12 protein-coding genes are annotated in these 12,995 nt (G+C 61.1%); 2 read left to right on the top strand and 10 right to left on the bottom strand.

The annotated features are described in order from the left end of the window. Window positions 1-63: 63 nt before the first annotated feature. The 5 genes from V3W40_RS26265 to V3W40_RS26245 form a co-directional block, all read right to left on the bottom strand. Complete coding sequence (locus tag V3W40_RS26265) at window positions 64-1,791, bottom strand: type I secretion system permease/ATPase (RefSeq protein WP_330215915.1); 1,728 nt, start codon at window positions 1,789-1,791, stop codon at window positions 64-66. Window positions 1,792-1,894: 103 nt separating this feature from the next. After that, window positions 1,895-2,263, bottom strand: a complete 369-nt coding sequence (locus V3W40_RS26260) for an AprI/Inh family metalloprotease inhibitor (protein WP_027605779.1) — start codon at window positions 2,261-2,263, stop codon at window positions 1,895-1,897. Window positions 2,264-2,312: 49 nt separating this feature from the next. After that, on the bottom strand, window positions 2,313-3,746 hold the full coding sequence (locus V3W40_RS26255; RefSeq protein WP_065927588.1) for a serralysin family metalloprotease: 1,434 nt from the start codon (window positions 3,744-3,746) through the stop codon (window positions 2,313-2,315). Window positions 3,747-4,113: 367 nt separating this feature from the next. Then, window positions 4,114-5,217, bottom strand: a complete 1,104-nt coding sequence (locus V3W40_RS26250) for a DmpA family aminopeptidase (RefSeq protein ID WP_065946724.1) — start codon at window positions 5,215-5,217, stop codon at window positions 4,114-4,116. Window positions 5,218-5,226: 9 nt separating this feature from the next. Then, the gene (locus V3W40_RS26245) at window positions 5,227-6,591 is read right to left on the bottom strand and encodes an APC family permease (protein ID WP_137211915.1); all 1,365 of its coding nucleotides are present in this window, start codon (window positions 6,589-6,591) and stop codon (window positions 5,227-5,229) included. A 200-nt stretch (window positions 6,592-6,791) separates the two neighbouring features. On the opposite strand from V3W40_RS26245, the gene V3W40_RS26240 reads away from it, so the two are divergent. Next, entirely contained in the window at window positions 6,792-7,577 is a 786-nt protein-coding gene (locus V3W40_RS26240) for a helix-turn-helix transcriptional regulator (protein ID WP_065927591.1), read from the top strand. Between the two features lie 505 nt (window positions 7,578-8,082). Here V3W40_RS26240 and V3W40_RS26235 read toward each other — a convergent pair. The 5 genes from V3W40_RS26235 to V3W40_RS26215 all read right to left on the bottom strand — a co-directional run bounded on the left by V3W40_RS26235 (window position 8,083) and on the right by V3W40_RS26215 (window position 12,405). Beyond that, on the bottom strand, window positions 8,083-8,541 hold the full coding sequence (locus V3W40_RS26235) for an REP-associated tyrosine transposase (protein WP_092484123.1): 459 nt from the start codon (window positions 8,539-8,541) through the stop codon (window positions 8,083-8,085). A 90-nt stretch (window positions 8,542-8,631) separates the two neighbouring features. Further along, entirely contained in the window at window positions 8,632-9,711 is a 1,080-nt protein-coding gene (locus V3W40_RS26230; protein WP_065927592.1) for a polyamine ABC transporter substrate-binding protein, read from the bottom strand. Window positions 9,712-9,771: 60 nt separating this feature from the next. Further along, window positions 9,772-10,113 carry a cupin domain-containing protein gene (locus tag V3W40_RS26225; protein WP_065927593.1) on the bottom strand — a complete coding sequence of 114 codons (342 nt, stop codon included), beginning with the start codon at window positions 10,111-10,113 and terminating at the stop codon, window positions 9,772-9,774. A gap of 27 nt (window positions 10,114-10,140) precedes the next feature. After that, window positions 10,141-11,547, bottom strand: coding sequence for an NAD(P)/FAD-dependent oxidoreductase (locus tag V3W40_RS26220; RefSeq protein ID WP_137211912.1), 1,407 nt, complete (start codon window positions 11,545-11,547; stop codon window positions 10,141-10,143). Between the two features lie 48 nt (window positions 11,548-11,595). Next, window positions 11,596-12,405, bottom strand: a complete 810-nt coding sequence (locus V3W40_RS26215) for a helix-turn-helix transcriptional regulator (RefSeq protein ID WP_065927595.1) — start codon at window positions 12,403-12,405, stop codon at window positions 11,596-11,598. A gap of 257 nt (window positions 12,406-12,662) precedes the next feature. Between V3W40_RS26215 and V3W40_RS26210 the strand changes: the two genes are divergently transcribed. Continuing rightward, window positions 12,663-12,935, top strand: a complete 273-nt coding sequence (locus V3W40_RS26210; protein ID WP_027605770.1) for a DUF1652 domain-containing protein — start codon at window positions 12,663-12,665, stop codon at window positions 12,933-12,935. The last annotated feature ends 60 nt before the right edge of the window (window positions 12,936-12,995 follow it).

Genomic DNA, 12,995 nt, shown 5'->3' with positions numbered 1-12,995 from the left:
GGAGCGAGCTTGCTCGCGAAAAACTCAGCGTCACCGCGTGTATCCAATCAGGGCGCATCATCGTTAACGCCCTTCGCGAGCAAGCTCGCTCCTACCTTGGGGCGCTTGGTCACGGTGGCCGGACAACGCCCGCAGCACGTCCTGGCTCGGCCCGAATGCCTGCAAACGCCCTTCGTTGAGCACCAGCAATTTATCGGCCTGGGCCAAGGCCGAAGAACGATGGGTCACCAGCACCACACTGCTGCCCTGGGCCTTCATCTGCACAATGGCGCTGGCCAGCGCGGCTTCGCCGACGGTGTCGAGGTTGGAGTTGGGCTCGTCCAGGACGATCAAGCGCGGCCCGCCGTACAGCGCACGCGCCAGAGCTACGCGTTGTTTCTGGCCGCCGGACAGACCACCCCCGTTATCGCCGAGGACCGTGTCATAACCGTGGGGCAGGCGCAGGATCAATTCATGCACGCCGGCTTGCTGCGCAGCCCGCACCACCCGCTCGGGGTCGGCCTCGCGAAAACGTGCGATGTTGTCGGCGATGCTGCCACTGAACAGTTCAATGTCCTGGGGCAGATAGCCGATGTACGGGCCGAGGTCGTCGCGGTCCCAGCGGTGAATGTCCGCACCGTCCAGGCGCACGGTGCCGGCCAGGGTCGGCCACACGCCCACCAACACACGGGCCAGGGTGGATTTGCCGGAGCCCGAGGCGCCAAGCACGCCGAGCACTTCGCCGGCGCCGAGGCTGAAGCTGACCTGATGCAGGGTGGGCATGCGCCGCCCGGGCGGCCCCGCGCTGACCTGTTCGAAGCTGACCTGGCCCTGGGGTGCGGGCAATTTCATCTGCTCCACCTCCGGCGGAAACTCGCGCAGCAGTTCATCCAGCCGCTGGTAGGCCAGCTTGGCCGAACTCCATTGCTTCCAGACCGCAATCAACTGGTCGATGGGGCTGAGTACACGGCCCATCAGGATCGAGCCCGCGATCATCATCCCGGCGGTCATGTCGCCCTTGATCACCAGCAGCGCGCCCAGACCCAGCACCAGGGATTGCAGGCACAGGCGCAGGGATTTGCTCAACGAGGTGATCACCGAGCCGGTATCACTGGCTTTGTTCTGCAAACCCAGGAACTGCGCATGCACAGCAAACCAGCGGTGGCGCAACGCGCCGAGCATGCCCATGGCCTGGATGGTTTCGGCGTTGTGCAAATGACTGGTGGCCAGCTGCGTCGATTGCTGGGAGAAACCACTGGCCTCGCCCAATGGCTTCTTCGTCAGGTATTCGTTGAGGCACGCGAGGCCGATCAACAGCAGCGCGCCGGCGGTGGCCAACACCCCGAGCCAGACGTTGAAGAGAAAAATCACAAACAGGTAGATGGGAAACCACGGCGCATCGAAGAACGCGAACAGCGCCGGCCCGGTGATGAATTGGCGGATATGGGTCAAGTCACCCAGGGATTGCCCGGCATGCCCCTGGCCGCGTTGCAGGTTGCGTTCGAACGCGGCCTTGTACACGCGCAAGTTGAAACGCCGCTCCAACTGGCTGCCGATGCGGATCACGATAAAACTGCGGATGACTTCCAGCAGGCCAATAAACGCAAAGAAGCCCACGACCATCAGGGTCAACATCACCAGGGTGGTTTCATTCTGCGAGGAGAGCACGCGGTCATACACTTGCAGCATGTAGATCGACGGCACCAGCATCAACAGGTTAATCAGCGCGGTAAAACAACCGACGCTGATCAAGATGCTCTTGTATTCACCCAGCGCCTTGAATAAAGGCGCAACCGCATGGGGCCTGGCCATAGGTTCTGATCTTCCTTGAATCAAATTACGCGCATAAGTTTGCCGTCCTCCGCGATAGAGGCCGCTCAACTAATGAAATCGAGTTATAGGCTTATAACAACAACTAAGGCACTCGTTTTAATTCAACCACGGTGCCGGACTTCGTCCGCGCCTGATACTCGCCGTCTTTCTGACGATTCAAATGGGTGATCCCGCTGCCTTCGGCATTGAACAGCCAGATACCGTCGGGTGTGGGCGACCAGGTCAGGGGCTTGTCCCCCAGCCACTGCGCCACGCAGGCCACATCGCCGCCCAAAGCATTGGCCTGCTCGAGCAGGTCCAGTGCACACACCTGATCCTGCTGGTGCAACTGCCAATGCCCGGCCAGCTGGGCGCTGGTGGGTAAAACAAGACTGCTCGCCATTGCGTGGGCTCCTGCCGACACGAACATCACCTGCAATACGCAGGCGATCACATTGTAAAAACGCTGCATCTGTACGCTCCAGCCTGGAGACGCGGCGCTTGCGCGCCGCGCCCGTGCATCATGCCACGATGTCGCTGACCGCTGCCTGGCCGACGGTGGTGACGAGGAAATCCGCCACGCCGTGCCCGGAGAAGTCGACGGCCAGGGTGCCCAGGTTGGTGCCTGCCGCGTAGGTCAATACCGCATCGCCGGCATGCCCGGTAAAGGCATTGACGAAGGTCAGGCCGGCCCCTTTGGTGATGCCGCTGAGGTCGATCTTGTCGGAGCCCGAGGTGAAGTCAAAGATCTTGTCCGCCGCCCCTGGCTTGGAATCGGAACTGGCGCCGAACACAAACGTGTCGTTGCCCGCGCCGCCCCACAGTTGATCCGCGCCGCCGCCACCGTAGATGAGGTCGTTGCCGGCCCCACCCTTGATCACGTTGGCCGCGTTGTTGCCGATGATCAGGTCGTTGCCCGCACCGCCGAACGCGTTCTCGACGGTCACGCCCTTGGCGATGGAGACGTTGCCGACCAGGCCGCCAACGTCGGAGAACGAGGCCTCATTGAGGTTGATCTTCTGGTTCTGGGTGAAGCCGGAGAAGTCCAGGGTGTCATTGCCGCCACCGTCCCAGACCGAGAACACCAGCTTGTCGGCGTTGGACGTGGCGCTGAGGAAATCACGCCCGGTGTTGGAGTTGAACCCGTAGGTGGTGTCGCCGGCGCGGGTGTTGTAGTTGGCACCGTAGAGCTTCTGGATCGCGGCGATGTCGTCGATCAGCGGGCCAGAGGCATAGGCTTCTACCCCGCCTTTACTGAAGTTCTGGTTGGTGTTGCTCTCGCTCCAGTAACTCATGAGGCTGTAGCCGCGCGTGTCCTGTCCATAGGTCGCGTCGTTGTAGGTCGGGGCGCCTTCGCCGGCGTTGTAGTCGCCAGGGTGAGCCAGGCCCAGGGTGTGCCCGATTTCGTGGGTCAGGGTCTGCCGGCCGTAGTTGTTCAGGTCCGGGGTCTTGTTCGGCGTGTAGCTGTTGTTGGTCAGGTACCACGAGGTGCCGTCGTAGCCTGCACCGGTGCCGGGCAGGTAGGCGAAGGCTGCCGCGCCGTCCTGGCCGCTGCTGTAGTTGCCGAATGTCATGTGGCCGTCACCGCCGGTGGCTTTCTCGGTGAAGGTGACGTTGGCCACGTCCGACCAGGATTGCATGGCCAGGGCGGCCTGTGCTTTCTGCTGGGCGTTGAACTGGCTGAAGCCCGAGATACCATGTTTGTTCATGGTGCTCGAGGACGCCGAGGTCAGGAAGGTGTAGGTCAGGTCGATCTTGCCGTTGCCGTCAAAGTCCCGGTACGCGGCGCCGTCGCGCAGCAGCTGGGTGGCCGCCTGGTCAACGGTGTAGGAGGGTTTGCCATTGATCGTGAGATTGCCGCCACGGTCATACAGATGGCTGAAGCTATCGATTTGCGAGTAAGCGGTGCTGGCTTGCGCCGCCGACACGATAGCCTTGTCTTTTGCTTTTGACATAAACGTACTTCCTTGTTTGCAAATGCATCAGTCTTGGGTCGATAGGAATCCCGTGGGCGAGATCGTCCTATCACTCGCCTCTTTTGAAGGCGTCACGAAACTGACACAACTTGAAATCTTTCGTCTACATCTTTTCCAGCATGAAAATCGGGCAACAAACATGCATTCCAAGTTAGGCGCCGTATCTGTTGGGCAACGTTGCTGTTGTCCGACAAAAGACAGCGGAGGGTTATTTAAATATTAAATAGCGCTAAAGCCGCTCAAGTTGAACGGCGCACTTGATAATTGGATCCATTGTATTGTCACGGTGTCATTGGCGACATTAAACAGCCACTGTTTATATTTATATATCGGCGCTGGCCCTCCCTTATCGGGACGCGCGCCAGCCCGTGTCGTGCAATGCCCGTATCAACGTTTCGCCTTTCAAGCCCGGCACCTGTACGCCGTCGTCGGTCACCATGTCTTCGCCCGCCAGGATTGCGTTGATGATCGCCTCCTCCACCGCCTCCGCCGCAGCGCTGAACAGCGGGGATATATGATCGTTATTCACCATCTGCAAGGTGCTGCTCAACGGCAGGCCCTTGCGCGCGTAGTCCGCTGGCGGCAGTTCCTGGTTGCCAGTGGCGAAGGCCAGGAACAGGTCGCCGCTGGAATCCTCGGTGCCACCGCCGGTGCGCGCGATGCCTATAGACGCGCGTTGTGCCAGGCGCTGGCATTGGTGCGGCAGCAGGGGCGCATCCGTGGCGATGATCACCACGATCGAGCCCATGCCCGGCGTGCCTCGTTCGGCAAAGGGTGACGGCAGGTCCATCAAGCGGCGGCCCACCGGATAGCCGTCGACCCGCAGTTCCTGGCGCTTGCCATGGTTGGCCTGGACCAGCACGCCGACAGTCCAACCGCCCTGCTCTGCCGGCAAACGGCGCGAGGCGCTGCCGATACCGCCCTTGAATTCATGGCAGATCATCCCCGTCCCACCGCCCACCGCGCCTTCTTGCACGGGGCCGCGTTCGGCGCTGTCCAGCGCCTGGCGCACATGCTCGGGGGTGACGTGCTGGCCCCAGATATCGTTGAGCAGGCCGTCGTAGGTTTCCATCACCACCGGCATGCACCAGTACACCGCCGGGTCCGCCAGGCGCTCGCGCTCCAGGGCAATCAAGGTGTCGCGCACGATGCCGATGCTGTGGGTGTTGGTGATGGCCAGCGGCGTAGTCAACAGGCCCGCCTCGCTGATCCATTCCAGGCCAGTGGCGTCGCCATTGCCGTTCAGCACGTGATACCCGGCAAAGCACGGCTGCAACCGCGCTTCCCCGGCGCGGGGCTGGACCACGCTGACGCCAGTGCGCACCTGTTTACCGTCGACGCGGGTCTTGAGCGTACAGTGACCGACCCGAACCCCGGGAACGTCGGTGATGGCATTCAACTCGCCGGGTGTGCCCAGCCCCAGCGTGATGCCCAATTGACGTGCACGCATAACCACTCCTTACAATTTTTGAAAGGCCGGACTCGACCGGCCACTGATGCAATACAGAATCACCGACAGGGCCAGCAAGCCGATGATGATCATGATGTCGCGTACTGACGCCGCGTAGATCAAGGTCACCAGCAAGTAACCCGCGCCCAGTGCAGCCAGCAACGCCGGCAGCGGCCACAGCGGCATGCGATAGGGATGCTCGCGGTCGCGCAGCAGCACGCGGCTCATCAGCGCGCTCAACGCCACCACCAGGTACACCAATATGATCAGCAATACGCTGAACGAGGTGAGGTCGGTCAGGTTGGAGCTGAAGCTCAGCAACGCCGACGGGATCGCCAGGAACAGCGTGGCCAGCCAGGGTGAATCCCAGCGCGGATGAATGCGGGTAAACAGCTTGTTGATGGTAGGCGTCCACAATGCATCGCGCCCGCTGCTGAACACCACGCGGCCAATCTGGATAACGATGGCGACGATGGCGTTGAACACCGACAGGAAGATGCCCGCGCTGACCAGGCGCGACAGGGTTTCATTGCCATGACTGGTGAGCAGGTAGCCGATGGGGTCCGGGCTGCTGATCATCGCACTCAGTGACGGCGCGCCGATCAGCAGCGCCGTGATCGGCACCAGCTCGATCACCACCACCAGGCCCAGGGACCACAGCACCGCCTTGTGTACGCCCTTGCCCCCGCATTTCATGTCTTCGGCCAGCAACACGGCGGGGCCGTAACCGTTGTAGGAAAACAGGCCAATGCCTACCGCGCCGATCACCAGGGCCCAGGGCGCCAGGTGCAACACACCGTTTTCGACAATCTGGGGTTGAAACAGCACGCTGGCCGGCTGCACCGGGTTACCGAAGCCGATGCACACGATCACCAGCAACGCCGCGACTTCCAGCAGCAGGCAGGTCCCGGTGATCCAGGCGTTAAGCTTGATATTGAGGATGCCCAGGGCGTAGCTGCACACCACGATCACCAGGGCCACGGTTTGCGCGTCGAATCTGGTACCCAGGGCATTGTTGAGGTAGGTTGCGGCACCGGTGGCCAATACCGGCGGGATAAACAGCAGCATCACCAATACGGTCAGGAACGTCGCGTAGCCGGCCATGCCGCCGAACACGCGCTTGGCATACACATACTCGCCACCGGCGCTGTTATGGGCGCGGCCCAGTTCGGCGTAGCAAAACGCGAACATCAGCGCGAGCAGCCCTGCCATCACGAACGCCAGGAACACGCCGCTGCCAGCCTGCTGGATGGCAAAGGGCGCGATCACGAAAACGGAACTGGCGGGGGTCACAGCCGAAACGGTAATGGCCACCACATCGAAGACGCTCAGGGTGGGTTTCAGCACGCCGTCGGGCGTGGGGGAAGTGCTCATATCGTTATCCTCTGTCGTTGTTCTTGGTGTGAGGCAGAAACGAAAGGTCTGAAAGTGGCGGGATATGTTTCCCGCTGAATGATGCCAAAGGTAACCGTGGGGTTTATGCCAGCCAATTCCCCTATTGGCGTACTCCCCTTGACGGCACCCAGCAAAAGCCGAACCCTTGGGGCGATCTTTTGTTGGCGGGAGCTTGCTACATGAGCCTGTTTCGTGAAGTCGGCATGCACGCCGGCCTGGGCCGCACTGTTGCGCACATCGGCACCGAGCGTTTCTGGAAACAGCTGGTGCTGTTGTTGCACCAATGCGTACCCTTCGATAACGCGCTGGCGATCTTCTATCCCGTGGATGGTGCGCCCCAGGCACTGGAAGAGTACGACGCCCAGCCGAGCAGCAAGCCGGCGTCGATGCTGGTGTACCTCAATGGCCTGTATTTGCTCGATCCGTTTTTCCAGGCGTGTCGCGAGGGGTATGCCAGCGGCGTGTACCGGCTTGAGGAAGTGGCGCCGGACCATTTTCGCCAGAGCGAGTATTTCCTCAGCTACTTCCACGACAACGTGCTGGAAGACGAGGTGCAATTGATCCTGCAGTTGCCGGGCGCGGGGACGTTGTCGCTGTCACTGGGCATGCAGCGGCGATTCAGCGTTGAGGAGACCGGGTTGCTGACGACGCTGGCCGCCTGGGTGCTGCCGTTGATGCAGCAGCACTGGCAACAAAGCACCCGGCGCGCGCCGGCCATGGACAGCCAGATCCGGGATGCACTGAGCCAATTCGGTTGCGGTGTGCTCTCGGACCGCGAACTGGAAATCGCCCGCCTGGTACTGCGCGGATTCTCGTCCAAGGCCATGGCCGAGCGCCTGCATATCTCGCCGGACACGGTGAAGGTGCACCGCCGGCATCTGTACGCGAAGCTGGACATCTCGTCACAGCCGGAACTGTTTTCATTGTTTATCCAGTCGTTGGGGCATGACCTGGAAAACCCCTGACATCGGCGGTGTGCCCGACGCAGCCTCGCTTGCGCTCGGCAGCTGCTACGGAGGCGTGGGATGGCGCGTAGCAGCTGTCGAGCCCTGGCGAGGCTGCGTGAGGCCCTCACAATCGCCGCGAGAACGTGGAGGGTCAGTGATGTCGGCGATGTGCCCGACGCAGTCTCGCTTGCGCTCGGCAGCTGCTACGGGGGGCGTGGGATGGCGCGTAGCAGCTGTCGAGCCCTGGCGAGGCTGCGTGAGGCCCTCACAATCGCCGCGAGAACGTGGAGGGTCAGTGATGTCGGCGGTGTGCCCGACGCAGCCTCGCTTGCGCTCGGCAACTGCTACGGGGGGCGTGGGACGGCGCGTAGCAGCTGTCGAGCCCTGGCGAGGCGGCGTGAGGCCCTCATAATCGCCGCGAGAACGTGGAGGGTCAGTGATGTCGGCGGTGTGCCCGACGCAGCCTCGCTTGCGCTCGGCAGCTGCTACGGGTTTGCGCTGTATCTACGGGATACATGGGCTTTTAAAGCCACCAGACGTCCCACAGCGGGTAGTCGTGAACACGACTGACCAGCCCTGCACGAATGGGGTTACACACCACGTAACGAGCAAAATCTTTCAAGTCCGCTTCGCGCCGTACACCACGGTCATGATAGCCCTTTTGCCATAAACGCCCTTTACGACCTAGAGCGCCGTTAACCGTTAAGCTGCTGCGCGATTTAATTCGGCACATCAGTTCCGCCAATGTCCGCTCATGGAGTTGAACCAGCCAATGCATATGATCTGGCATGACCACAAAGGCCAGAGAGTTAACCCAATCATCTTCGTGGGCTTCTCGAAACTGCTTCACAACCAGGCGCCCGAGCCGCCAATCGTCGAAGATTGGTTCACGCCGGTTCACCACGGCGGTCAGCAAGTAAACGTCCCCTGCTTGTGACACTCTACCGATTCGCAAACGGCCTGATTTGTTCGAAGTGAGCATTCCTTGCCCCCGTTCTATTGAAAGGAGGCAAGGACACTACAGAAAAAAACAGCTAAACAGCGAACCCAAAAGGCGACGAGATATTACCCGTCAGCGGCCCATTCGAATGGTGTTCCACACCCGCGTGCGAATCCGGTCGATGTTCAGCGGCATCGCCTCCAGCGCGAATAACTTGCCCATCATTTCGTCGCTGGGGTAGATCTTGGTGTCCGCCTTGATCTCAGGGTCTACCAGGCTATCCGCTGCACGGTTGCCGTTGGCGTAGTGCACGGAGTTGGTGATGTCTGCCATCACCTGGGGCTCCAGCAGGTAGTTCATGAACGCGTAGCCGGCCTTTTCATCGGGCGCATCGGCGGGCATGGCCACCATGTCGAACCAGATGGCGGCGCCTTCCTTGGGAATCTGATAGCCGATCTTCACCCCATTCTTGGCCTCCTTGGCGCGGCTTTCGGCTTGCAGTACGTCGCCGGAGAAACCGACCGCCACGCAGATGTCGCCATTGGCCAGGTCGCCGGTGTATTTCGAGGAGTGGAAGTACGCCACATAGGGGCGCACTTTCATCAGCAGCGCCTCGGCCTTTTTGTAGTCTTCGGGTTTTTTACTGTGGGACGGCAGCCCCAGGTAGTTGAGGGCGATGGGCAGCAATTCCGGGCCGTTGTCGAGGATCGCTACCCCGCACTTGCTGAGCTTTTCCATGTACTCGGGCTTGAAGATCAGGTCCCAGGAATCCACCGGTGCGTTTTCCCCCAGTACCGCCTTGACCTTGTCGATGTTATAGCCGATGCCGGTACTGCCCCACAGGTACGGGAAGCCATGGGCATTACCCGGGTCGTTGTTTTCCAGGGCCTTGAGCAGTACGGGGTTGAGGTTTTTCCAGTTGGGCAACTGACTCTTGTCGAGCTTCTTCAGGGCGCCGCCCTGGATCTGCCGTGCCATGAAGTGGTTGGACGGAAACACCACGTCGTAGCCGGAGTTACCCGTCATCAGCTTGCCGTCGAGGGTTTCGTTACTGTCATACACGTCGTAGCTGAAACCGATGCCGGTTTGTTTCTGGAAATTCTTCGTTGTGTCCGGCGCGATATAGCTGGACCAGTTGTAGATCTTCACCGTCTCAGCGGCTTGGCTGATAGCGGCCACCCACATCAAGGGCAACAGGGCAATGGCTTTCATGGTTCGATTTCCTGGCGATTTTAGGGCTGTTTTTATGGCAGGCGATCAAGGATCAAAGCGTTACAAAATCAGTACGTAGGTTTTGCGCACGGTTGCCTGGATGTCCCAGATACCGGTGCTGTTGGCCGGCAACATCAGTGCGTCACCGGCTTGTATGTGAACGATTTCACCGTTGTCAGGGGTGAAGGTGCAGCGACCCTGGATAAAGTGGCAGAACTCCTGGGATGTGATCTGCCGACGCCAGCGGCCCGGGGTGCATTCCCAGATACCGGTCTCGACGCCGTCGCTGCGTTCAACGCTCAAGGTCGAGGCCACGGCGATCGGCTCGCCCAGGGGCACGGCCACCGGTGATGAGTCCGGCAGTTGGGCATGCAGCGCGTCTTTGAATTGAGTGATGCTCATGGGGTTTTCTCGTGTAGGTGAAACGGCTCAATGCATGAAACCTTCCATGAACCCGGCTATGCCGATCGCCAGCTTGCGGCGCCAAGGTGCTGTGTTGGGGTTGGCCAGCACCTGGTCTTCATGGACAAAACTGCGAATGATCGCGTTGTAGCCAAGCCAGCGGCATGGCTCCGGCTCCCAGGCCTTGAGCGCGTGCAGGCCACGCTCACGGATCACCCAGGGTTGGTGGATCAGCGGTGTGTCGCGACTGAGGATCAGGTCGGCCAAGGTGCGGCCGCCCAGGTTGGTGGCACCGACGCCCTCCCCGCCGTAACCACCGGCCAGGGCGATGCCGGTCTTGTGATCGCAGAGCATGTGCGGGCGGAAACGGCGCGACATGCCGAGGTTGCCACCCCAGGAATGGGTAATCCGCACCTTTTTCAGCTGTGGGAAGAGTTCGCCGAACAGGTAGCGGCGCAGTGCCACTTCGCTGTCAGTCAAATCAAAGTTGTGGCGCAATTTGCCGGCGAACTGGTAACCACCGCGGGCGCCGAACACCAGGCGGTTATCCACCGTACGCTGGCCATAGGTGACCTGGCGGCTGCTTTCGCCAAAGGCCTGGCCATGGCTCAGGCCGATTTCATCCCAGGTGCCGGCGGGCAGCGGTTCGGTGGCAACGATCAGGCTTTGCACCGGCAACTGGTATCGGCCGAGGGGCGGCAAGGTATTCGCATAACCCTCGACAGCCGGCACCACCCAGGCAGCGCGCACACGGGCCTTGGCGGTGCGCACAGTACCGGACTGCCAGTGGGTCACCGGCGTGTTTTCATAGATCGTCACGCCCATGCTCTCCAACACCCGCGCAAGACCGCGCACTAGCTTGGCCGGGTTGATCGTGGCGACATGGGGGGCATGGATACCGCCATAGGGCTTGGCGATGCGGATCTGTTCAGCCAACTGTCGAGGGCTCAGCCAGCGATAGTCGGCTTCGGTCAGGCCTTGGGCGTAGAGCTTGTCCAGGTAAGCGCGCAGGCTGCCTTCCTGCTCGGGGTAGCGTGCGGCGCAGTACAGCGCGCCGCCCTTGCGGTAGTCGCAGTCGATGCCTTCCCGGGCCAGCACTTGGGCCACTTCGTCGGGAATGCCATGCAGCAGGTCGAAGGAGGCGCGGCGCTGTTCAGGCGCAAGGCCGGCCAGCAGGCGGTCTTCGCCCAGCAGATTGCCCATCAGCCAGCCGCCGTTACGGCCCGAGGCGCCGAAGCCAGCGGTTTGCGCCTCGATAATCGCGATCTTCAACTCAGGCGCCTGGCGTTTCAGGTAGTAGGCGGTCCACAGCCCGGTGTAGCCGGCACCGATAATGGCCACATCGACGTCCAGGTCATGCTCAAGGGCCGGCCGCGCCGACAGCGGGTCGTCCAGTTGGTCCATCCATAAACTGATAGTGCGCCATGCCGGCATGCCAAGTTCCCCAACCACATTTCGATGGAGGGATCCTAGAACTGCGGGTTATTCGCTGTCTTGCGCGCGTGCACGCAGGGAAATTTGTTTGACGTAGGCCTTGGGCGACTGGCCGGTGTGCTGGCGGAAGGCGCTGTAGAACGCCGACAACGAATTGAAACCGGCGGCGAAGGCAAGGTCGTCGACCTTGATCGGTGGTTGCGCGGTATCCAGTGCGGCCAGCAGGTGCTGGAGCCGAGCCTGGTTGACGTAGCGGTAGAAGCTTTGCCCCAGCACCTGGTTGAGCAGGTAGGAAATCTGATTGCGGCTGTAGCCACACTCCTTGGCGACACGCTGCAGGTCCAGTTCCGGGTCCAGATAAGGCTGCCTGCACTCGAAGTACTGCTGCAAGTCATTGGCCATATGCCCCAATTGCTGGGGTGACAGGCCCAGGCGGCTGACGCTGGGGCGCTGGGCCTGGGAGGGTTGTTCATGCACCAATGACGCGTACTCGTTGACGCGCCAGATCAACCCATCGCGGACGGTGATGGCCTCGCTGGTACGGAATGACACCAGCCCCTGACCGCCGCGCAAGGTGATGCGGTACTGGATGAATGCCGTGTCGCCATCGGCACGGATGCGGTCGGTATGTTCAATGGCTTCGTCGGCTTCGCGGGGCATGCTGGCTTGCAGGTACTCACGCAGTTCGGCGTAACCGACCACACGGTTCTGGAAAAAGTCGTGGTACTGGATGTCCGGGTGGTAGTAGGACATCACGCCGTCAAGGTCGCGATGACGCCAGCACAGGTGGTGGCGCAACACCAGCTCACGCGTGGCGTGGGTGTTATGGCAATCATCGTCTGGCGCGATGTCGGGCATGGAAGGCTCTGAGGCGGGTAAACCTCGGAGATTGCCGAATTTTGCCACTGCCGACAATGGCCAATTGGAACTTCGCATTAGTGGCATTGTGCCCAATCGTGAGTAAGAGATGACCCACATCAAGTGAATGGCTGACAACCGCCGAACGGGGCAGAAAAAGTCACCTTGTACTTGCGAACGAATGCTATTTTTAGCTTCTACGACGCCACGACCAGTGACGGTCCTGGCCCCCTGCCGCGAGCTAAAGGAAGCGCTCAATGAACAAGGTGGGCAACATGAACAAAGTGACATTCCCCAACGCCTGCCAGCTGATGCGCTGGCATTTTCATCCGATGGGCTTCGAGGGCAGCATGGATGCGCCCGGCAGTATGGTCGCCCGCCTGTTCGACCGGGCCAGCGGCGAGACGCTGATTGCCATCGCCGGCATCCCCTGCGCCACCGTGATGAATGCTGCCGATGTGGAGCGGATTATCGAGGCGGTGGAGGATGAGTTGGAGTCGTTTGTGCCGCCGTTGTCGCTGAGGGCCTGATTCCGGTCCAGCCAGCAGAAAGAAGCTCAACTGTGGGAGGGGGCAAGCCTCCTCCCACGT

This window comes from Pseudomonas sp. AM8, assembly GCF_036346475.1.
Taxonomy (GTDB): Bacteria; Pseudomonadota; Gammaproteobacteria; order Pseudomonadales; family Pseudomonadaceae; genus Aquipseudomonas; species Aquipseudomonas marginalis.
The sequence above is the reverse complement of the archived record's forward strand: the minus strand, read 5'-3'. Positions and strand labels throughout refer to the sequence as shown.